The following is a 19,114-nucleotide window of genomic DNA, read 5'->3' as shown; positions in this document are numbered from 1 at the left end:
TTACGCGCAGATCCCCGGGTGGCGATATAAATCCACTTACACCGGCGAGATGTCGGCGGCGATCGACGCCGGCTCCTCGTCGAGGAGGTCCGCGATCCGCTCGCGCGCCTCGGCTTCGCTCTCGGCGACGACCACCAGCCCGTGGGCCCGGCCCGCCCCACTCGCCTGATAGGCCTGCAGTCCCTCCTCCCCGTCGAAATCTGTGGCGTACGTTCGCAGGACCGTCAGGACGCGCTGCTCGGTCGCCGCGAGGTCCGCGTCCCCCGCCTCGAAGTCGCTGAGGGCTTCCTCGACGTTCCGGAGGGCTGAGATGCGGTCCATCTACGTGGTTCGGAGGTAGCCCTGTCGCGGTTCGTACACTTCCCCCTTCCGGCGGAGGTTTTCGATCTCGTCTTCGGCCTTGGACTCGCCGAGCCCCAGATCGGTCGTCGCCCGCTCGACGACCTCGTCGAGGGGGGCACCCTCCTCGTACTCGTCTTCGAGTTCCTCGATCAGGTGTTTGAGGTTCTTGATCCGGTCACGCTGATTCTTCGAGGTCCCGGTCTCGACGATGTCGGCGTCGAACTCGCCCGTCTCGGGGTCCATTCCGATGTCGCGGAGACAGGATTCGACGATGTCGGTCACGCGAACAGCATCCTCGCGGTCGACCGTGTCAGAGAGGCGAAGCCGCGCGGAGGCCTCCGAGAGGCGAACGAGCGCTTCCAGCTTCCGCGCCGTGACGGGGACGGGCGCGTCCTCGTCGGCCCCTTTCGCTCGGAAGTCGACGTAGAAGTCGCGGATGACTTCCTTCGCCTCGTCGGTCATCGTCGGGTAGCAGTTCCGCTTCGCGTACGCGATGTACTTCCGAAGGAGTTCGGCGTCGATCGTCGGGGTGACCTCCTCGGTCGCGTCGTCGACCTGATCGTCGGTGAACTCCGAACTCGGCACTTCGGACTTCTGGGTGTGGAGTTCGCCCGCGTAGTTGGTGTTGATGATGTGCTCTGCGAGTTCGGCGTCGGTCTCGGGGTCGGGGTCGTCGGTGACGGTGAAGATCAGATCGAATCGCGAGATCAGCGCGGGTTCGAGATCGATCTGCTCGCCGATCGGCTCGTACTGGTCGAATCGGCCGTACTTCGGGTTCGCCGCGCCGAGCAGCGAACACCGGGACTTGAGGGTCGCGTTGATGCCGGCCTTTGAGACCGAAATCGACTGCTGCTCGAGCGCTTCGTGCATTGCGCTTCGGTCTTCCGATCGCATCTTATCGAGCTCGTCGACGGCCGCGATCCCCTTGTCGGCGAGCACGAGCGCGCCGGCTTCGAGCGTCCACTGCTGGCCGTCGCCGAAGTCGTCGCGAACGGCCGCGGCGGTGAGCCCCGCAGACGAACTCCCTTTCCCCGAGGTGTAGACGGACCGGGGCGCGATATTGCGGATGTACTGCAGCATCGCCGAGTTGTGCGAGACGATGTTGTTGGAGAGATACGAGTGCGTCTCCGCGACTTCGAGGTCGTACACCCAGTCGTCCGTCGGAGAACACGCTTCGATCGATTCGATGCGATCCCAGCGGATATCGTTCTCCGCCAGCGCCCGAAGGCGACGAACGTCAGTAACAACTGACAGGGCCTCGTCGATCCGGTTCGCGAGCACGTCGGTTCCGTGAGCGATTCGTCCACCGTCGGGGACGGCATCGGTCCGTTCGTAATAACTCACGGTCGTCTGCTCGACACTCATCCCGGTCGCGATTTCTCTTTGTGACACGTTCAGCAAGCGACGAACGGATTCTATCTGTTCCCACGAGCGTGTCTCGAGGTGTTTCGCGGTTTCTTTGAGCCGCTCGATCCGGCGCTCGAACGCGTCAAGAACAGATCTGAGTGAGTCTCGACTGGGGTTTCGGTCTCCACGCTCGTAGTGCTGATATGTCGACCGAGGAACGCCACAGTCTGATTGCGACAGGGCGAGCGATTCTCGGATGTCTCTGAGTGAGTCCCCGATGTCGGGGACGACATCGACATTCGTGTTTCGATCCTGATCTGAGTGCGCTTTGGCGGCATCCAGTTTGCGTTCAGTGACGAATCCGACGGCATCGGCGTACCGCTGGAACGCGTCTCCGCTCAGTCGAAGCCGATAACTGCCGTTTTGTCGGGGCTGAATCGAGGATGAGATGTCCAACGACAAGAAGAGCGATCGGACGTCTTTCAGCAGATCACGACTCATCGAGGCGACGGTCAGTTCACGTTGCGCCGCCGAGACGTGACCCTCCGCGTCGACGTACGCCCGAAGGAAGCTCTGCTTGATTTCGGTGGTTGCGTTCTTGATAGCGTCTGGAACGCGCTGGGCAGCAGATCGGCTCAAAAGCGCGGGTTCGAGGTGTTCGAGGAAGCTGACAAACTCTCCCGAACTACAGCGAACGACCCGTGCCTGTTTGTGCTCGCGCGAATTCAAAAGTGAGTAATTCACCCCGAGCGACTCAAACCCGGACGCGACGTCGGAGAGGATCTCCTCGTCGTAGTTTGTGATTCGAACGCTACCCGTATGATCGTCGCGGTGTTCGACGTACCCTTCAGCGACGATGTAACCAATGAGCCTTGCCAAGGAATTCGTCCATACCTCAGGCAAGTCAAGCGAAACCGCGTTATTGGACTTCGAGCGTCGATACGTGACGTCGAGTGAGTCGCCGCCGTCTGTCGGCACCGTTCGCGGCGTCGCAATACACTGGTTTTGGGTCAGATCCTCGACCTTCACCGCCTCGATTTCGCCATTGGACTGAACGAACAGCGGATGCGACGGCGTGGCGGTCAATTCTTTCCCGCTCGCGGTCCGAATCCGATACATCTGCTCCGGCGCTTCCCGCTTCCAGACCTTAGTCGCTCGCTGCGTCCCAAGCGACCCGTCTTCTGCCATCGATGGGACCTCGAAATCGACAGCGTCCCAGACGCCATCATCGACCGACTTTGGATCGTCGAGATTATCCTCAACCAGTTCTCGAATTGGTATTTCTGAGCCGTCGGCAAGCGTGACAAGCGTGTCGCCGGCGACGCACTTCCCCGTCCCAGGATCCCCGATGAGAAGCATATGCAGGTCCCCCCGGATTCGCGACCCGTCCGGGAGGTGCTTCGTCACGCCCGAGAAGAGTTGGAGGATCATCGCGAGTTTCTCCTCCTCGTAGCCGTAGATCGACGGCGCGACGGACTCGACCATCTTCTCGTAGATGTCGGGATCGTTCGAGAGATCGACGATCTCGGCGACGTCCGCCTCGGTGATGTCCATATCCTCGAACTCCTCGTCTTCGATCTGGACCGAGACGCCGTCCATATAGAGGTCGAAGATGGGCGTCTTCTCGTTGCCGGAGGTCTGCTGTTCGATGTGGAGAACGCCCGTGACGGTGACGTGATCGCCGGCGGTAACCCTCCCCGTCACGTCGTCTTCGAGATCGATGTCGATGCTCTGCGGCGTCTCGCCGCCCCGCAGGCCTTCGGGGCTCTCCTGAACCCGAACCTTCTGCGCGTCGACGAACTCCGACTGGTCGAAGTCGACGTGGAACGGTCCCTGCCGCTCGCAGCCCTGACACTCGTGAGGTTCCTGAAAGCCGCTGTCCGACTGGGGGATGTAGGTCATCGTCCCGCAGCGCTGGCACTCGAAGGCGGCCTCGGTGATCTTCGGGCGGACGTCTGTCGCCTTCCGGACGATGCCCTGGACCGCGATCATCCGCCCGATGTGGTCGTCGTGGACGCGGATGTCGCGAATGTCGACCGTCTCGGGCAGGTTCTGCAAGCGGACGTGCGCGCGGCCGAGTTTGACGTCGGCGGGCAGGTCGTAGAGCCGGAGCGCCTCCTCGGCGTACTCGCGGTACTGGCCGGGGACCTTCCGGTACTCTTCGGCCAATTCGGTGTCGAACTTGTAGAGGTCTTCGTAGTCGACGTACAGCGAGCGCTGTTCGTTGGGGTACTTCTGCGCGAGGGTGCCGATCGCGTCGCGGTAGTACTTTCGGTAGAACTGAATGAACCGATCGGTCAGGTCGCGCGAGTCTTGGGGGGCCTGGGCCATCGCACCGGAGTAGGGACCTCACCGGGTAAGAGTCTTCGCCACCCGCGGTGGAAGTAATCGATCGTGAATGTGCGGCCCCGCTCAGAGCGACACGTCGGTCTCGATGTCCTCGGTGGCCTCTGTGAGGCCGTCGCGGCGGGCGTCCTCGGCGAGGCGCGTCGACAGGTCCGCGTCGGTGAGCAGGTCGGTGAACGCGTCACGGAACCGGTGGTTCGCCCGGCGGGAGACGAGGTCGGCCTCCGCGACGCGGCGGTAGCGCCGGACGGTCTCGGGCGCGACATCGTTCTCGGCGGCGCCATTCTCGGCGACGTCGTTCGCAGCGTCGTCCTCGATCGAATCCTCGGAACCCGATGCGATCGCAGCGGCCAGTTCGTCGTCGGTCAGCGACCCGTCCGCCCCGGTCGAGGCCGAGACGAGACTCCGCAGCCGATCGTAGGCGATCGGCGCGTCGCGGTCGCTGCCGCTGACCAAGTGGAGGTCCATCCGCGCGCGGAAGACCGCCTCGGCGTCGACGTCGGCCGAGAGCGTCGACGCGAGTGCGGCGTCGGCAGCAGCCGACCACGACTCGGCGTCCGCGCCGGTCACGTCGGGATCGAAGAAGCCGCGGACGACGGCGACGAGGTCCGCTGTCGAGAGCGAGGACGCGAAGTCGTAGCGCTCCTGCATCTCCTCGACGAGTGCAGTCAGCCGATCCTCGACCGTCGCGTCGGCGGGTTCCGAGAGCGATCCCCGCGGACGCGACTGCGACTCGGTGACTGCCTCCTCGCCCGTTGCGTCGACGAAGAGGTCCCGGAGTTCGGCTGTCTTCTCGTCCATCGATCGAGCGTAGGCCGCGCAGACGTACAAAGATTGCCGTCGGTCCATCCCTGCGACGTCTCTCCCGAAGTCGTAAACCGAACGATTGATACAGGTTTACGAGACAGGGAGAGGTATGTCGACAGAGACGGAGTCGGTCGAACTCGTCGGCGAGGACGTCGTCGGCAACGTCGCACGCGCGGCGTTGTTCGCGGCGCTCACCGGCGCATTCGCGTACGTGTCGTTCCCGAACCCGATCTCGCCGGTGCCGGTGAGCCTGCAGGTGCTCGGCGTGTTCCTCGCGGGGATCTTTCTTGGCCCGGTCTGGGGCGGTGTCTCGCTCGCGTTCTACCTCGCTGCTGGGGCCGCCGGCGCGCCGGTCTTCGCCGGCGGATCGGCCGGGTTCGGTCCGCTCGTCGGGTACACCGCGGGCTACCTCTGGTCGTACCCGATCGCCGCGTCTCTGATCGGGGGCGTCGTCCACGGCTTCGACGGCCTCGCCGACCCCGAGACGATCGCCACCGGACGGTTGGTGCTGGGGATGCTCGTCGGGACGGTGGTCATTTACGCGCTCGGGACGGTCGGGTTCTCGGTCGTCCAGAACGTCGGCCTCGTCGAGGCGTTCACCGTCAGCGCGCTGGCGTTCGTCCCGTTCGAGGCGGTGAAGATCGCCGCGGCCGTCGGCGTCGTCCGCAGCGACGCTGCCGCGGCGGCCTGAGGCGAACGTGAGCGAATCCCGAGCCCCCGGCCAGGGTCGAACGCGGAATGCAGCCGTGAGCCGAACGCAGGGGGCGGTATGATCCGGACCGACGACCTCGTCCACCGGTACGACGACGTCGTCGCCGTCGACGGCGTCTCCGTCTCGATCGACGACGGCGAGTGCGTCGTCGTCGCGGGCGCGAACGGCTCGGGCAAGACCACGCTCGTCCGGCACTTCAACGGGCTGCTCGAACCGGACGCGGGGGCCGTCGAGGTGAACGGTCGCGCCGTCGGCGACGACCTCGTCGCCGCCCGGACCGCGGTCGGAATGGTGTTCCAAGAGCCCAGAGACCAACTGGTCGCCGCCACCGTCGGTGCGGACGTCGCTTTCGGGCCGGAGAACCTGGGGCTCGATCGGACGGAGATCGACCGCCGCGTCGAGACCGCGCTGTCGGCCGTGAACCTCGCCGGACGGGAGAAACAGCCCGTCACCGACCTCTCCGGCGGCGAGCGAGAGCGCGTCGCCATCGCCGGGGCGCTGGCGATGGAGCCCGATCACCTCGTCCTCGACGAGCCGTTCACCGGGCTCGATGCACCCGCGCGGGAGTCGGTCCTCGATCGCCTCAGAGCACTCGCCGCCGAGGGGACGAGCGTCGTGATCGTGACCCACGACCTCCGCGACGTGCTCGCGCTCGTCGGTCGAGTGCTCGTGATGGCCGACGGCGAACTCGTGGTCGACGACGACCCCGAGAGCGCGCGTGCGTCGCTGCCGAGATACGACGTCAGGGATCCCGATCGGGACGGACCGCGATGCTGACGTATCGCCCCGGCGACTCGCTCGCACACCGACTCGACCCGCGGACCAAACTGCTTCTGCAAGCGGCGTTCGCCGCGGCGGCGTTCGCGCACACGACGCCGCGCGGCCTCGCGGCGTTCACGCTTCTGGCCGGCGGCTTCCTCGTCGCCGGACGCGTCTCGCCGATCGACGCGCTTCGGGGGTATCTGCCCGCATTGCCGTTTTTGCTTGCCGCGCCGCTCGTCGAGACGGTGAGCGTCGGATTCGGTGGACCGAAGACTGGTCTCGCCGTCGGCCTCGATCCGAATGCCGCGATCGGTCCACTGCTGGCGAGCTATCGAGTGCTGTTGATCCTCCTCGTCTCGGCCGTCTACCTCCGCACGACGGCCGTCCGCGACTCGCGGGCGGCGATCCAGCGGCTCGTTCCCGGTCGCGTGGGCCGACTGCTCGGCGTCGGCGTCGCGCTCGTGTTCCGCTTTCTGCCCCTCTTGCGTGCGGATCTCCGGCGCGTTCGCGAGGCATCACACGCGCGACTCGGCACCGAACGACCGCTCCGGGACCGGATGCAGTTCGTCGCGTCGGCGGGTATCCGCGGTGCGTTCGGGCGGGCGGACCGCCTGGCGGTGGCGCTCCGGGCCCGCTGCTTCGCGTGGAATCCGACGCTGCCGGCGCTCCGCTTCGGACGGGTCGACGCCTGGGGTGTCCTCCTCGCCGTCGGCCTCGCTGTCGGGGCGTTCGTCTGACGCGGACGTCAGAAGGTGGGCGCGGGTCTCGGCCGGGGCGTCAGTCGTTCTGGTACTCCTTCTCGAAGCCGTGGAACTCCGTTCGGTGGGCCTCCTCGTCGGCGAGAATCGTCACCGCGAGATCTTCGGTGACGGGGTCATCAGCCGCTTCGGCGGCGTTGATGAGCTCCCGGTAGGTCTTGATCGCGTCCGCCTCGGCGTCGAGAACCCCGCGGATGACCGAGAGCACGTCCGTCGTGTCCTCGGGGGGCTGAAGGCTCGTCTGCGTCGCCTCGAACGCGGCCGAGCCGGGCGGGTGCTCGTCGAGTTGCTTGAGTCGGTTCCCGAGTTGCTCGGCGTGGGTGAGTTCCTCCTGAATGTCCTGCTGGAGGGACTCTTTGATCTCCTCCGCGCGAACCCCGTCGAGGACGATCGAGTTCGACAGGTAGTTCATCACGGTCTCGATCTCGTCCTGATACGCCTTCTGGAGCAGCCGCACGACTTCGTCAGACATAGCGGTCATTATTCGGCCGGTGGCGGTAAGATACTGTCGACGATCGGAACTGACTGGGAGACGGCGGAATCGGCACGCGTGTCCGGAATCGAGTAACCGAACGAGCAACAGAGACCCGCGTTATCGTCGTGACCCGTCGACGTCGATGGCGTCGACGGGGCAGATGTCGACACAGAGCATACAGTCGATGCACTGGTCCTCGTAGGTCGGTTCGACCTTCTGCTCGGACTCGGGGTGGTCCGGCGTGTCGACCCAGGTGAACACGTCGACCGGACAGTTCTCTAAGCACGCGCCGTCGGCGATACAGATGTCGTAGTCGACGGCGACGTGGGTCCCGTGGATGCCCAGTTGTTCCGGTGGTTCGACCGGGCCCCAGACGTCGACGCCGTTCTCGGTGCCGACGTGCTCTCTGTTGCTGTCGAAGTTCGGATCGATTCCCATTGGCCGCTCTTTCTCGGGTCAAGAGGAAAACAGCGTCGGTGCCAGAAACGGTGGGCGGACCGATCGCGCACCGATCCGAACCCCCACGCTGGCGATACAGCGTCGAGCGCGACCCGCCCGCCGCGAAGCGACCGGCGTCGCCGAGGTGACCCGACCCATTAACACGGAACCGACCGAGAGCCGGGGTATGGGACGCGTCAACGAGGACGACCTCGAGTGGAGCGAGACCGAACGCGAGGAGACCCACTTCCGACGGAAGTCGCTGAGCAGCGAAACCGACGTCGACGACCTGGGGGCGAGCCTCTATGAACTCCCGCCGGACGGGTCGTCGTGGCCGTATCACTTCCACACCGGCAACGCGGAGGCGATCTACGTCCTCTCGGGGGCGGGCGTGCTCCGAACGCCCGACGGGGAGGAGCCCATCGAAGCGGGCGACTACTGCGATTTCCCCGCGACTCCGGAGGGCGCTCACCGCCTCCGCAACGACGGCGACGACCCGCTCCGGTTTCTCGCCGTATCGACGATGCAGGACCCCGACGTGACCGTCTACCCGGACTCCGAGAAGATCGGCGTCTACGCCGGGGCGCCGCCCGGCGGCGACAAAGACGAGCGGGTCGTCGCGGGATACTATCGTGAGGGGGACGACGTGGACTACTGGGAGGACGAGTCGTAGAGAGCCGCACAGCCGACCGCGACCGGCGCTCGCCTACTGCACCGGGACCGTCTCGCGCACCTGACGGGCGTAGTCGGTGAAGTTCTCGAAGAGCCGCTTGGTTCGGCAGGCCGCGTCGTAGTTCGCCGCGTTGATCCCATCGAGGACGGACTGGATCCGCTCCTCGGAGAGGTCTTTGCCTTTCGTCACCCTCGCGGCGGTGTCGCGGTCGTACTCGGGGTGGAACTGGACGCCCCAGGCGTGGCCCCGCCGGAACGCGTGAATCCCGTAGTCGTTCTCCGCGAGCAACTCGGCGTCCGGCGGGAGTTCGGTGACGGCGTCCGAGTGAGTCGTGAACGCCGTGAACGACTCCTCGATGCCCGCGAAGAGTTCGTCCTCGCTGCCCTCGGCCGTCTGTGTGATCTCGCGGTATCCGATCTCGTACTCGCCCATATCCTCGACGCGACCGCCGAGGGCCGACGCCAGCGCCTGGTGGCCGTAACAGACGCCCAAGATGGGGAGTCCGGCGTCGTCAGCGGCGGCGATGTAATCGAGCAGCGGGCGGATCCAGTCGCGATCCCAGTACACGGAGGTCCGCGAGCCCGTGACGATCACCCCGTCGAAATCGAACCCGGCCGGCCGCTCGTTGGCGGTCACCTCGAACTCGACGAGGTCGGCGTCGAGTTCGCGTCGGAAGTTCCGGCGGGTGTGGTCGCTCTCGGAGGCATCCAGGAGGGCGAGTCGGAGACGGTCGCGTGCCGTGGTCATCGACTCCTCGAAATGGCTGCGAGGAAAAGTCACTTGCGCCGAACCGCCGTGAGAGGGGATCGAGCGGGCGGGCCGAACGTCGTCACTCGAGGTCCGGCAGGAAGCCGAGCAGTTCGTCGTTGACTCGCTTCGAGACCTCGATGTGGACGAGATGGCCGGCGTCGTCGATCCCGAGGAACTCCCCGCGCGGGAGCCCCTCGGCCAGCCGCTCGCCGCGCTCGACGGGCCAGACGGCGTCGTCGCGGCCGTGGATCACGAGCGCCGGCTCGGTGATCTCGTACAGTTCTTCTGAGACGTCGAAGTCGTGGACGGCGGCCGCCTGCGCGTCCCAGGCGGCGCGATCGGCGTCCTCGCTCGCGCGCCACTCGACCATCTGTTCGAGCGCCGCGGGGCGCTCGTCGACGAACGTCCCGGACAGCCCGGCCACCAGGGAGTCTTCCAGCGTCGCGGGGTCGTCGGGCGCGCCCCAGAGGGGGTCGAGCGTCAGGTCGTCGCCGCGGGCCGCGGTCCCGACGAGGACGAGGCTCTTCACGCGGGCGGTGTTGCGGGCGGCGGCGAGCGCGACCATTCCGCCGAGTCCCGCGCCGACGACGTGCGCCGAGCGGACGCCGGCGTCCGAGAGGACGGTCGTGAGATCGTCCGCGAGCGTCGCCATCGAGTACGGACCGGGTGGGGCGTCCGAGCGGCCGGACCCCCGGAGGTCCGCGACCAGACTCCGGTACGGTCCGGCGACGGCGGCGTGCTGCCAGCCCCACTGCCACGCGCCGTAGCCGACGTCGCCGACGAAGGCGACGGTCTCGTCGGTGCGATCGCCGCCGGTCGTCTCGTAGTAGAGGTCGACGCCGTCGTTCGCGGTCGTTGGCATAGGCGGACTTCCCGGCGAGCAGGTTTAGTCGTCTCGAAGCCAGCGGGACCCGGGCGCGAGCGAAATCGGGGCGGTCAGTCGTGCCGGGTTCGGACGGTCCACTCCTCGTCGTACTCGACGACTGCGTCGAACAGGGTGGTAAGCAGTTCCACGGTCTGCTCGTCCTGCGCGAGGGGATCGAGGTAGAACTGTCCTCTCGCATCGGTCGCGGCGAGGCGACTCGTCAGGACGTGGAGGAACCGGTAGACGGACTGCGGATCGGCGTACTGCAGCAGGACGGTCAGCGATTCGACGACGACAGACGGGTTGTCCCAATCGCTCAGGTACGGCGTCGATTTGACTCCGACGCCTGTGAGGTTCGATGGGGAACCGACGGTTTCGACGTCGTAGGGGGCCTCTCGGTCCGCGCCCCCGAATTCGGCGAGATCGGCGGTCGTGATGACTGCAGCGTCCGCCGGCTCCCCGTCGAGGAGCGTACACCAGTCGTCGTACCACACCGGGGGCGGCGTCGAGAAGTCGACGCCGAGTATCTCGATTTGCTCCGGCCCCGCGAGTAAGTGACGCTTGCACGGAGCGTCGGACGACACTGCGGCCTGCGGGCGGAGGACGAGGACCGAAGGGGCGTCATCGAGTTGCGCTATTGCTTGCGCTTGGGAGGACACAGTGTTAAATCTCTAACAGCTATCGATAAGTCTTGCGTCGGGCGACTGTTCCGCCGGCTCCGACGGATCCCCGGTTTTTCAGGCGCTCTGGACGGCGCGAAGCACCTCGGGTGCCGACTCGATCGCGTCGTCGAGGGCGTCGACGTCGGGGCCGCCGCCCTGGGCGAAGTCCGGCGGCCCGCCGCCGCCTCCGCCGACTTTCGCCGCGAGGCGGCCGACCACCTCACCGGCGTTGATCCCGGCGTCGTCCGGGACGCCGACCACGAACTGAGCGCTCTCGCCCGCACCCGAACCGAGGACGGCGACCTTGCCCGCTTCGACGAGCGCGTTCGCGGTCGCGCGGAGTTCGTCGGCGTCGCCGTCGAGTCGGCGGACCACTGCGGGCGTGCCGTCGACGTCGACGGTCTCCTCGTCCGCCGCAGCACGCGCCTCGGCGAGTTCGTTCTTCAGTCGGTCGATCGTCTTGCCGCGCTCCTTCCACTCGGTGAAGAACCGCTCGGCCGTCTCGGGGACGTCCTCGGGGTTCACGTCGAGGACGTCGGCGGCAGAATAAAGTGCATCCTCGGTAGCCTGAGTGGTCTCGATGGCGGCGTCACCCGCGGCGAAGGTGATCCGTTCGACGCCGTCTTGGACCGGCTCGGTGGACTGAATCTTGATCGCGCCGATGTCGCCGGTGCGACTCACGTGGGTACCGCCGCAGGCCTGGACGTCGTCGCCGACGGTGATCGTGCGGATGTTCTGCCCCGGCGGAATGCCGCCCTGATAGAGGTCGAAGCCGTGCTGTTCTTCGGCCTCGTGTCGATCCGGCCAGTGCTGTTTGACCGGGAGGTTCCGCCGCACGACGTCGTTTGCGACCGCCTCGATCCGCTTGGCCTCCTCGCGGGAGATGCGCTCGTAGTGGGAGACGTCGAGCCGCGCGCTGTCGGTTCCCTTCTGTGCGCCGGCCTGCCGGACGTGGTCTCCGAGGACCTGCCGGGCGGCGTCGCCGATCACGTGCGTCGCAGTGTGGTGACGCATCAGCCGCCACCGACGCTCCACGTCGAGCTGCCCGCGGACAAACTCGCCCTTGCCGGGGTTGTCGTCGGCCCGGTGGAGGATGACGCCGTCGCGGCTCTGGACGTCCGTGACCTGGACGGTCGTGTCGTCGGTCGCGAGCGTCCCGTGGTCTGCGGGCTGTCCCCCGCCCTCCGGGTAGAACATCGTCTGATCGAGGACGACGTCGTACCCGTCTTCGCGTTCGATGACGTCCAACACGACCGCCTCGAACTCCGTGCGCTCCTGGTCGTCGTAGTAGAGTTTCTCCGTCTCCGGCAGGTCGGCGATGCGCTCCTCGCGCTCGATGGCCTCACGGGAAGCGCCCTCGCCGCCGTGGCGATCCGCCACGAGCGAGTAGAAGTCGTCGGGGACGTCGACGTCGGCACCGCGGTCTGCGGCGATCTCTGCGACCATCTCCGGCTGGATCCCGTGGGAGTCGTACAGTTCGATGAGTTCCTCGACGGGGATCGGCTCGTCCTTGTTCGCATAGTCGGCCGCGAGGTTCTCGACCTTCCGTCGGCCGCGTTCGAGCGTCTCTCTGTACTTGCGCTCCTCGGTCCGGACGATGTCGCGGATCGTGTCGCGGTTCTCGTAGCCGAGGCGTTCGGCCTGCATGTCGACGAGTTCGTCGAGCGGCGCATCCACGCCGACGTCGTCGACGAGGCGCTTGGTGCGCCGGAGTACCATCCGCGCGAGGTAGCCCGTGCCGACGTTCGAGGGCACGATCTCGTCGCCGAACATATACGCCAGCGTCCGGCAGTGATCGGCGATAGCGTAGATCGTCTCGAGGGGTTCGAGGAGTTCGGTGAGTGCCTCGGCGTCGACGCCGAGTTCGGCCGCGACGTCCGCGCGTGCGGCCGTCAGGTCGTCCACCTCGTCGATGTCGAGGTAGCCCGAGAGCTTCGCCGCGCGGTGGACGAGTTCTTCCTCCTCGTCGGTGAGCGAGATGCCGGCGTTGTCCTTCAAGAACTCGATGGCGTCGGGGTAGACGGCCTCGTAGACCGTCGGCGTTCCCTGCGAAACCCACGTCCAGCGTTCGAGGCCGTAGCCGGTGTCGACGATGTAGGTGTCCATCGGCGAGTACCGGTTGCCGTCTTTCATCTCGTAGTCGCCGTCCTCGTCCTGCTCCATCGACATAAAGACGAGCGTGGCCAGTTCCGCACCCCGATACAGAACCTCGAACGCGGGACCGGCGTTGCCGCCGCCGACCCACGGGTCCTCGATGTAGGTGATCTCCTCGAGGTCGGCCCCCATATGCTCGAAGAACTGATCGCAGAGTTCGACGGTCTCGTCTTTCCAGTACACCTCGCCCTCGTAGGCGTACTCGTCTTCGGCCTCCTCGCGGGCGTTGAACGCGTGGTGGGCCATCATCTCGAAGGCCATCGTGTGTCGGCCGGTCTTGCCCACGTTGTCGATGTCCTGCATCCGGATGCAGGGCTGGGAGATCGTGAGGGGGTTCGCCGGCGGCGGAGTCTGCCCGCTCGTGACGAGCGGCTGGAAGTCGTAGATCGACGCCTGCGTCAGGAGGACGTCGTCCCGCCAGCGGTTGGCGGCGACCGGGTACGGATCGATTCGCTCGTGTCCGTGCTCTTCGAAGAACGAGAGGAACTCCTCGCGCATCTCCGAGAGGGAGTACTCCTCGTCGAAGCCGGGGTTATCGATGAAGGAGTAGTCGTCTGCGGGCGGCTCCCCGCACGTCTCGCGGTCGGGGTCGCGCGTCCAGAAGTGGACGCCCGTCACCGGACACTGCTTCCGGTGGAAGCCCTCCTCCTCGAAGTAGTCGAGGCGATACGCTGCTTCGAGTTCACTCATTACCCTCGTGTTGGCCAACGGCCGGGTAAAACAGTTCCGGGTGCGGGAGAGCCGGACGGCCGCAGGAGAGCGTTTAACGACTGATTAGCGTCCGATACCGCCTACTCTTCGGCTGCCAGCGACGCCAAGAGCGCCTCCAGTTGGACCTGCTCGTTCGCGCCGGCGGTGATCCGGTAGTCCGCCTCGCCGATCCGCTCCATCAGGCGAACGGTGGTCCGCTCGTCGAGGTCGAAATCCCACGCCGAACGGTGCAGTTGGTCGATGATGTCGCCACCGGCCATCCCGGTGTCGACGAGCAGCGTCTCCAGTTTGGCCCGGGCGCTCGTGAAGTCGCCGTCAATCGCCGCGTGAACCATCTCCTCGATCTCTTCGGGTCTGGCTGTAGAGGTAATCAGGTACACCGCCTCCTCGTCGACGACCTCGCCGGTCGTGGCCGCCGCCTGCAGGGAGTTGATCGCGCGGCGCATATCGCCGTCAGCCGCGTACACGAGGGCGTCGAGGCCGTCCTCTGTGACCTCGATCCCCTCGCTCTCGGCGATCTCTTCGATCTGGGTCCGGACGGCGTCGTCCGAGAGCGGCGAGAAGCGGAAGACCGCACACCGCGACTGGATCGGGTCGATGATCTCAGAGGAGTAGTTACACGAGAGCACGAACCGGGTGTTGTCGGAGAACTGCTCCATCGTCCGGCGGAGTGCTGACTGGGCGTCGTCGGTGTTGTGAGTCAGGACGCCGTTGGCGAGCATAAAGTTCGGCGTTCCCTCCATAGAGATGTTGTATGCTTTCCCGCGGTGACTGTAGTCGATCTGGCGAATTTCCGCCGTCTCGACCGTTGCGAGACCACCATCGGAGACGCGTGCGGGGTCGAACTCCGCCCGCTCGTAATGCTCGTGATGTGGGAGGTCCCCGTCGCCGACGACGACGAACGTGTATTCGTCCCCGTAGATCTGTAAGAACTCCTTGACTTTCTCCGTCTGTCCCCACAGTTCGGCGACTCCTTTGACCTCGATCACCGTATCGCCGACGAGGAAGTCGGGGTGTAACACCGAGTCGGACAGTTCGAATTCGGGTTCGTACTCGTAGTCGACATCGGCGTCTTGTAGTGCCTTTGCGACTTCGTACTCCCAATCGGATCTGACGAGGTGCCCCAGTTCGTCGCTGAATCTGACGTTTCCTCCGGTTGGTTCGTGGCCTTTCAGTGCCTCCGAGACCTTTTGTGCCACCTCGGGATCACGCATCGGGTTGTTGTCACCGGTAATGTCGCAGACCGGATAATCACAGTTCTCGACGCTCTTTTCAATGATTCGGGCTCTCTCCGCATCGTTTAGGCTATCCCACCACTCTGCGGTGGCCTCGCCAATTCGCTTTTTGACGTCTTCGGAATCGGCATCGACGACCCACTCTTCCCACGAAGTGCCTGAACGCATCTCACTGATCAGTTCTCGAACGCGCTCGACGGTCTCTTCGTCCATCTCCCAGACGTTGATACCGTGGAAATCGCCTCCGTAGTTCGGATTGTTCTCGCCCGCGAACCGCCCGTCTGCGAGTTTTTCGACGATTTTCTCCCGCCGCTCGTCTGACCACTCGACGCCGTACATCGGGTTCCCCGAACCCCGCATCTCCCGGCTGTGTCCCTCGTTCTTGCAGTCGAGAGAACAGAACCGCCCCGCAGTCCAGTCACCACAGACTTCGCATCGTGATACGCCTACCTCGTCTGTGAAATCTGCAATCTCGTCACCGGGCGACAAGTCTCGGAGTTCGGTCTCGACCAGTCTGCCGTCCTCACCGACGGTGAAGAAGGGGTGGGAGAGGCTCGCGGTGATCGTTCGGCCGTCGGCGAGTTCGACCGCAAAGAAGTCGGCGACGCCGGAGTCGACGAGTTTGCCTTTGTCGGACTGGATCTCGTTTGTCTCGAAGTCGACAGACGGGATCGGCTCGCCGTCGTCGCTTACCTCCTCGATCGGTTTTACTTCCGGAGACGACGGGTAACCGGTGACGACGTCCGTTCCGGGAGGGACACACAGCGAGTCCGCCTCGTCGAGGAAGATAATGCGGTAATCGTGACCGCCGAACGACGAGCGCGCGAAGTTCTTGATTCGGTCCCGAACGACGTCGATCCCGCGCTCGTCGGAGGCGTTGAGTTCGAGGAAGTTCTCCTGCCAGTCGTCGCCGTACAGTTCGCGGGCGATGGCGGTGGCGGCAGTGGTCTTTCCGATCCCGGCCGGGCCTGAAAACAGGAGGTGCGGCAGGTCGTCACGATCGACGTACGACTGCAGTCGATCGACGATCTCCTCCTGCCCGTGGATGTCCGCCAGGCGCTCGGGCCGGAACTTCTCGATCCAGATCTCGCGGCCGGTCGGGGCATCCGCGGGCGCGTCGGCCTCGCTCATACGGGTGAGACGGGGCCGGCGGATCATAAACCACCCGCGTTTCGATCGGGACCGTGGGCCGAGTCCAGCGTGGCCGACTGCGGGAGCGAAACGCGCAAGCCCACGACGCGAGAAGGGGGCGTATGCGCGTGACCGTCGAGATCGTTGGCGAGGGCGAGGACGAGGTGGTGATCGACGACGACGGGACCTACGCCGACGTCGTCCGTGCGGTCGGCTACTCCCCGCACGAGGTGTCGGTCCTCGTCGACGACTCCCCCGTGCCGGAGGATCAGCCCGTGGCGGTCGATCGCGTTCGCGTGCTCAGACTGATCAAAGGCGGCACGAGGTAGCGTGACCACGAGCATCCGCGAAGCGACCGGTGACGACGCCGACGCCGCCTGCCGGCTACTCGACGCAGCGATGCTCGAATTCGATCGCGAGCGAGTGCGCGGGCGCATCGACGCCGGACGCGCGCTCGTCGCAGTCGTCGACGGGGAGGCGGAGCCCACCGAACCGAGCGACAGGCGAGTCGTCGGCGTCTGTGTGCTCGGCGACGCGGCCGTCGAAGCGACGATCGACGGCGGCGGTGTGGCCAACGGCGACGGTGTGGTCGACGACGACGAGGTGGCCAGAGGCGGCGGGACCGGCACTGACGAGAACGCCGCCGGTATCGACGACGCGACGGAGATCGAACAGCTTGCAGTCCACCGATCGCGACGTGGGCGCGGGATCGGCCGCGACCTCGTCGAAACGGCCGCCGAGCGCGCCGACGGGGCGCTCGTCGTGCGGTTTCCGTCGCAGGTGCGGCCCTTCTACGAGGCACTTGGATTCGAGATCCGAGAGACAGACGGGGACGACAGCCGCCAGCTGGGCGTCCGAGAGTGAACCGGGAGCCGGCGGCTCAGATCAGCGGGGCGACGAGGTCTCGACCGGCCGAGAGCAGTGCGTCGGCCCGCTCCTGACTCGCGGCCTCGGCGTAGACGCGCATCGCCGGTTCGGTGCCGGAGGGGCGAACGAGGAGCCACGAGCCGTCCTCTAAGAGCAGCTTGAATCCGTCGAGCGTGACGATCTCGGCGATTTCACGATCGGCGATCTGATCCGGGAGCGCGCCGTCGAGCTCCTCGATGACGCGTTCCTTCTCGGAGGCGGGGCACTCGAGGCTGATCTTGTCCGCGACGATGTCTCCGTGGGCTTCGAGCAGCCGGTCGACCCGCTCGTCCATCGGTTCGGCGGCCGCCGCGGCCGCGCCGAGGAGTCCCATCAGAACGCCGTCCTTCTCGCGGACGTGTCCGCGGATCGAGAACCCGCCTGACTCCTCGCCGCCGATCAGGGCGTCGTGTTCGGCCATCCCCTCGGCGACCCACTTGAAGCCGACCGCCGTCTCGAAGACCTCCTCGCCGTGGGCCTCGGCGATCCGGTCGATCAGGAACGTCGTCGAGACGGTTCGGATCGCGGGCCCCGAGTCGGATTCGAGGAGGTAGTCGTAGGCCGCCGCGAAGAAGAGGTTCTCGTCGAGGTGCCCGCGCTCGGGCGTGACGAACGCGACGCGGTCGGAGTCGCCGTCGTTGGCGACGCCCAGGTCGGCGTCGTGCCTGTCGACGGCGCTGACTAGCGGTCCGAGGTTCTCGCCGCTGGGTTCCGGCGGCGTCCCGCCGAACTCGGGATCGCGGTCGTCGCGGATGCACACCACGTCCGCGCCCGCCGAGCGGAGCAGGTCGTCGGTGACGCCTCGGCCGGATCCGTGCATCGCGTCGTGGACCACTGTCAGCCCCGAGAGGTCCGCGTCGATCAACTCGCGGACGTGTTCCGCGTGTGGCGTCACGAGGTCGACCCGCCGGACGGTGCCGCGTTCGGCCTGCGAGAGCCGCTCGGGTTCGGCGAGCCGGTCCGCGACGGCGTCGGTCACCTCGGGGAGCGCTGGCGCGCCGTCGGCCGGGATGAACTTCACGCCGTTGTACTCCGCCGGGTTGTGCGACGCCGTGATCATCAGCGCGCCGGCGAGTCCGCGATCGACGATCGCGTGCGCCACGAGCGGGGTGGGGCAGTCGCGCTGAGGGAGGAGGACGTCGAATCCGTTCCCCGTGAGAACGTCCGCCAGCGAATCGGCAAACCCCTCGGAACTGGGGCGCGCGTCGTAACCGACGAGTACGGGCGCGTCGTGGCCCTCGTCGCGGAGGTAGTCCGCCACCGCCTGCCCGACGACCCGCACCCGGTCGTCGGTGAAAACGTCGAGCGTCGCGCGCCACCCGTCCGTGCCGAAAGAGATCGCGTCCATACCGCTGGGTGTTCGTCATCGAACAAAAAGGTGCGGCGCGGCGTCGTGCTTTTCGCCCTCGGGAGGTGAATACGCACAATGCTCACCGTCGTCGCCGTCAACGGAAGCCGCCGCGAACGGAGCTACACCCGCAAGTCCCTCCAGGTCGCCCTCGACGCCGTCGCCGCCGAACCGGGCGTCGAGACCGATCTCCTCGACCTCAGCGCGGTCGACTTGCCGCTGTATCACCCCGGCAGGGACGAGCAGGGCGACTCCGCGGCCCTCCGGACACGGGTCCGGGAGGCGGAGGCGGTCCTGATCGGATCGCCCGTCTACCACGGCTCGTACTCCTCGACGTTCCGAAACTTCCACGACTACTGCTCGAAGGACGACTACCGGGACACCGCCGTCGGGCTCGTCGTCACCGCTGGCGGCGGTTCCTACGGCCCGACCCTGGACCACCTCCGGAGTACAGTCCGCGGCGTCTACGGCCACACGGTGCCCGAACAGGTCGGCGTCCGGAACGCGTCGAGTAAGTACGACGGCGACAGGCTCACCGACGACGGCATCCGACGCCGACTCGGAGAACTGAGCGAAGCCGTCGTCGCGGAGGCGCGGCGGTTGCACCCCGAGGCGTGAGGAGCGGCGTAAAATCCCGAGGTGAGACCCCAAGCCGTGTGGAACCGCCCGGGAGCCCTGACGAGTCAGCGACG

General features: G+C 66.3%; 17 protein-coding genes and 3 pseudogenes. 7 read left to right on the top strand and 13 right to left on the bottom strand.

Features of this window, described 5'->3' with window-relative positions; translation table 11 throughout:
* Positions 1–36: 36 nt before the first annotated feature.
* The 3 genes from BLU74_RS05100 to BLU74_RS05090 all read right to left on the bottom strand — a co-directional run bounded on the left by BLU74_RS05100 (position 37) and on the right by BLU74_RS05090 (position 4,836).
* Positions 37–321: a DUF7854 family protein gene (locus BLU74_RS05100; protein WP_089765872.1), complete on the bottom strand. Its 285-nt coding sequence runs from the start codon at positions 319–321 to the stop codon at positions 37–39.
* Positions 322–4,020: an LAGLIDADG family homing endonuclease gene (locus BLU74_RS05095; RefSeq protein WP_089765870.1), complete on the bottom strand. Its 3,699-nt coding sequence runs from the start codon at positions 4,018–4,020 to the stop codon at positions 322–324.
* Positions 4,021–4,101: 81 nt separating this feature from the next.
* A complete protein-coding gene (locus BLU74_RS05090) occupies positions 4,102–4,836 on the bottom strand; it encodes a hypothetical protein (protein ID WP_089765868.1) in 735 nt (244 codons plus the stop codon).
* A 115-nt stretch (positions 4,837–4,951) separates the two neighbouring features.
* Between BLU74_RS05090 and BLU74_RS05085 the strand changes: the two genes are divergently transcribed.
* The 3 genes from BLU74_RS05085 (at position 4,952) to BLU74_RS05075 (ending at position 7,053) form a co-directional block, all read left to right on the top strand.
* Complete coding sequence (locus BLU74_RS05085; RefSeq protein WP_089765866.1) at positions 4,952–5,533, top strand: biotin transporter BioY; 582 nt, start codon at positions 4,952–4,954, stop codon at positions 5,531–5,533.
* Between the two features lie 78 nt (positions 5,534–5,611).
* Positions 5,612–6,331, top strand: a complete 720-nt coding sequence (locus BLU74_RS05080; protein ID WP_089765864.1) for an energy-coupling factor ABC transporter ATP-binding protein — start codon at positions 5,612–5,614, stop codon at positions 6,329–6,331.
* Positions 6,325–7,053 (top strand): energy-coupling factor transporter transmembrane component T family protein, encoded by a 729-nt coding sequence (locus tag BLU74_RS05075; protein ID WP_089765862.1) that lies wholly within the window; start codon positions 6,325–6,327, stop codon positions 7,051–7,053. Before BLU74_RS05080 ends, BLU74_RS05075 begins: the two co-directional genes overlap by 7 nt.
* A gap of 40 nt (positions 7,054–7,093) precedes the next feature.
* On the opposite strand, the gene BLU74_RS05070 is transcribed toward BLU74_RS05075, so the two are convergent.
* Positions 7,094–7,546, bottom strand: a complete 453-nt coding sequence (locus BLU74_RS05070) for a ferritin-like domain-containing protein (RefSeq protein ID WP_089765860.1) — start codon at positions 7,544–7,546, stop codon at positions 7,094–7,096.
* Positions 7,547–7,666: 120 nt separating this feature from the next.
* The gene (locus BLU74_RS05065; protein ID WP_089765858.1) at positions 7,667–7,987 is read right to left on the bottom strand and encodes a 4Fe-4S dicluster domain-containing protein; all 321 of its coding nucleotides are present in this window, start codon (positions 7,985–7,987) and stop codon (positions 7,667–7,669) included.
* A gap of 187 nt (positions 7,988–8,174) precedes the next feature.
* Here BLU74_RS05065 and BLU74_RS05060 point away from each other — a divergent pair, with 187 nt between their 5' ends.
* Entirely contained in the window at positions 8,175–8,660 is a 486-nt protein-coding gene (locus BLU74_RS05060; RefSeq protein ID WP_089765856.1) for a cupin domain-containing protein, read from the top strand.
* Positions 8,661–8,693: 33 nt separating this feature from the next.
* On the opposite strand, the gene BLU74_RS05055 is transcribed toward BLU74_RS05060, so the two are convergent.
* The 7 genes and pseudogenes from BLU74_RS05055 to BLU74_RS19260 form a co-directional block, all read right to left on the bottom strand.
* Positions 8,694–9,407: a type 1 glutamine amidotransferase gene (locus BLU74_RS05055; RefSeq protein WP_089765853.1), complete on the bottom strand. Its 714-nt coding sequence runs from the start codon at positions 9,405–9,407 to the stop codon at positions 8,694–8,696.
* Positions 9,408–9,489: 82 nt separating this feature from the next.
* Positions 9,490–10,272, bottom strand: coding sequence for an alpha/beta fold hydrolase (locus BLU74_RS05050; protein WP_089765851.1), 783 nt, complete (start codon positions 10,270–10,272; stop codon positions 9,490–9,492).
* Between the two features lie 74 nt (positions 10,273–10,346).
* Positions 10,347–10,934, bottom strand: a complete 588-nt coding sequence (locus BLU74_RS05045; protein WP_089765849.1) for a DUF7504 family protein — start codon at positions 10,932–10,934, stop codon at positions 10,347–10,349.
* 78 nt (positions 10,935–11,012) lie between these two features.
* Positions 11,013–13,781 carry an alanine--tRNA ligase gene (gene alaS / locus BLU74_RS05040; protein ID WP_089765846.1) on the bottom strand — a complete coding sequence of 923 codons (2,769 nt, stop codon included), beginning with the start codon at positions 13,779–13,781 and terminating at the stop codon, positions 11,013–11,015.
* A 101-nt stretch (positions 13,782–13,882) separates the two neighbouring features.
* Positions 13,883–14,494, bottom strand: a pseudogene (locus BLU74_RS19540) (replication factor C small subunit); the annotation flags it as partial.
* A 3-nt stretch (positions 14,495–14,497) separates the two neighbouring features.
* Positions 14,498–15,739: pseudogene (locus BLU74_RS05035) on the bottom strand (replication factor C small subunit); the annotation flags it as partial.
* Between the two features lie 60 nt (positions 15,740–15,799).
* Positions 15,800–16,168, bottom strand: a pseudogene (locus tag BLU74_RS19260) (AAA family ATPase); the annotation flags it as partial.
* A 122-nt stretch (positions 16,169–16,290) separates the two neighbouring features.
* Here BLU74_RS19260 and samp2 point away from each other — a divergent pair.
* Positions 16,291–16,497: a ubiquitin-like small modifier protein SAMP2 gene (samp2, locus tag BLU74_RS05030; protein ID WP_089765844.1), complete on the top strand. Its 207-nt coding sequence runs from the start codon at positions 16,291–16,293 to the stop codon at positions 16,495–16,497.
* A gap of 1 nt (position 16,498) precedes the next feature.
* Positions 16,499–17,032, top strand: a complete 534-nt coding sequence (locus BLU74_RS05025) for a GNAT family N-acetyltransferase (RefSeq protein WP_245705730.1) — start codon at positions 16,499–16,501, stop codon at positions 17,030–17,032.
* A 16-nt stretch (positions 17,033–17,048) separates the two neighbouring features.
* On the opposite strand, the gene BLU74_RS05020 is transcribed toward BLU74_RS05025, so the two are convergent.
* A complete protein-coding gene (locus tag BLU74_RS05020; RefSeq protein WP_089765842.1) occupies positions 17,049–18,422 on the bottom strand; it encodes a phosphoglucomutase/phosphomannomutase family protein in 1,374 nt (457 codons plus the stop codon).
* A gap of 78 nt (positions 18,423–18,500) precedes the next feature.
* Between BLU74_RS05020 and BLU74_RS05015 the strand changes: the two genes are divergently transcribed.
* Entirely contained in the window at positions 18,501–19,040 is a 540-nt protein-coding gene (locus tag BLU74_RS05015) for an NADPH-dependent FMN reductase (RefSeq protein WP_089765840.1), read from the top strand.
* The last annotated feature ends 74 nt before the right edge of the window (positions 19,041–19,114 follow it).

This window comes from Halobellus clavatus (assembly GCF_900107195.1).
Taxonomy (GTDB): domain Archaea; phylum Halobacteriota; class Halobacteria; order Halobacteriales; family Haloferacaceae; genus Haloquadratum; species Haloquadratum clavatum.
This window is presented reverse-complemented; position numbering and strand designations above follow the sequence as displayed.

What these genes read in the sequence shown, in the direction of transcription:
- BLU74_RS05100 (WP_089765872.1), bottom strand. Translation starts at nt 321, where the DNA reads ATGGACCGCATCTCAGCCCTCCGGAACGTCGAGGAAGCCCTCAGCGAC.
- BLU74_RS05095 (WP_089765870.1), bottom strand. Translation starts at nt 4,020, where the DNA reads ATGGCCCAGGCCCCCCAAGACTCGCGCGACCTGACCGATCGGTTCATT.
- BLU74_RS05090 (WP_089765868.1), bottom strand. Translation starts at nt 4,836, where the DNA reads ATGGACGAGAAGACAGCCGAACTCCGGGACCTCTTCGTCGACGCAACG.
- BLU74_RS05085 (WP_089765866.1), top strand. Translation starts at nt 4,952, where the DNA reads ATGTCGACAGAGACGGAGTCGGTCGAACTCGTCGGCGAGGACGTCGTC.
- BLU74_RS05080 (WP_089765864.1), top strand. Translation starts at nt 5,612, where the DNA reads ATGATCCGGACCGACGACCTCGTCCACCGGTACGACGACGTCGTCGCC.
- BLU74_RS05075 (WP_089765862.1), top strand. Translation starts at nt 6,325, where the DNA reads ATGCTGACGTATCGCCCCGGCGACTCGCTCGCACACCGACTCGACCCG.
- BLU74_RS05070 (WP_089765860.1), bottom strand. Translation starts at nt 7,546, where the DNA reads ATGTCTGACGAAGTCGTGCGGCTGCTCCAGAAGGCGTATCAGGACGAG.
- BLU74_RS05065 (WP_089765858.1), bottom strand. Translation starts at nt 7,987, where the DNA reads ATGGGAATCGATCCGAACTTCGACAGCAACAGAGAGCACGTCGGCACC.
- BLU74_RS05060 (WP_089765856.1), top strand. Translation starts at nt 8,175, where the DNA reads ATGGGACGCGTCAACGAGGACGACCTCGAGTGGAGCGAGACCGAACGC.
- BLU74_RS05055 (WP_089765853.1), bottom strand. Translation starts at nt 9,407, where the DNA reads ATGACCACGGCACGCGACCGTCTCCGACTCGCCCTCCTGGATGCCTCC.
- BLU74_RS05050 (WP_089765851.1), bottom strand. Translation starts at nt 10,272, where the DNA reads ATGCCAACGACCGCGAACGACGGCGTCGACCTCTACTACGAGACGACC.
- alaS (WP_089765846.1), bottom strand. Translation starts at nt 13,781, where the DNA reads ATGAGTGAACTCGAAGCAGCGTATCGCCTCGACTACTTCGAGGAGGAG.
- samp2 (WP_089765844.1), top strand. Translation starts at nt 16,291, where the DNA reads ATGCGCGTGACCGTCGAGATCGTTGGCGAGGGCGAGGACGAGGTGGTG.
- BLU74_RS05020 (WP_089765842.1), bottom strand. Translation starts at nt 18,422, where the DNA reads ATGGACGCGATCTCTTTCGGCACGGACGGGTGGCGCGCGACGCTCGAC.
- BLU74_RS05015 (WP_089765840.1), top strand. Translation starts at nt 18,501, where the DNA reads ATGCTCACCGTCGTCGCCGTCAACGGAAGCCGCCGCGAACGGAGCTAC.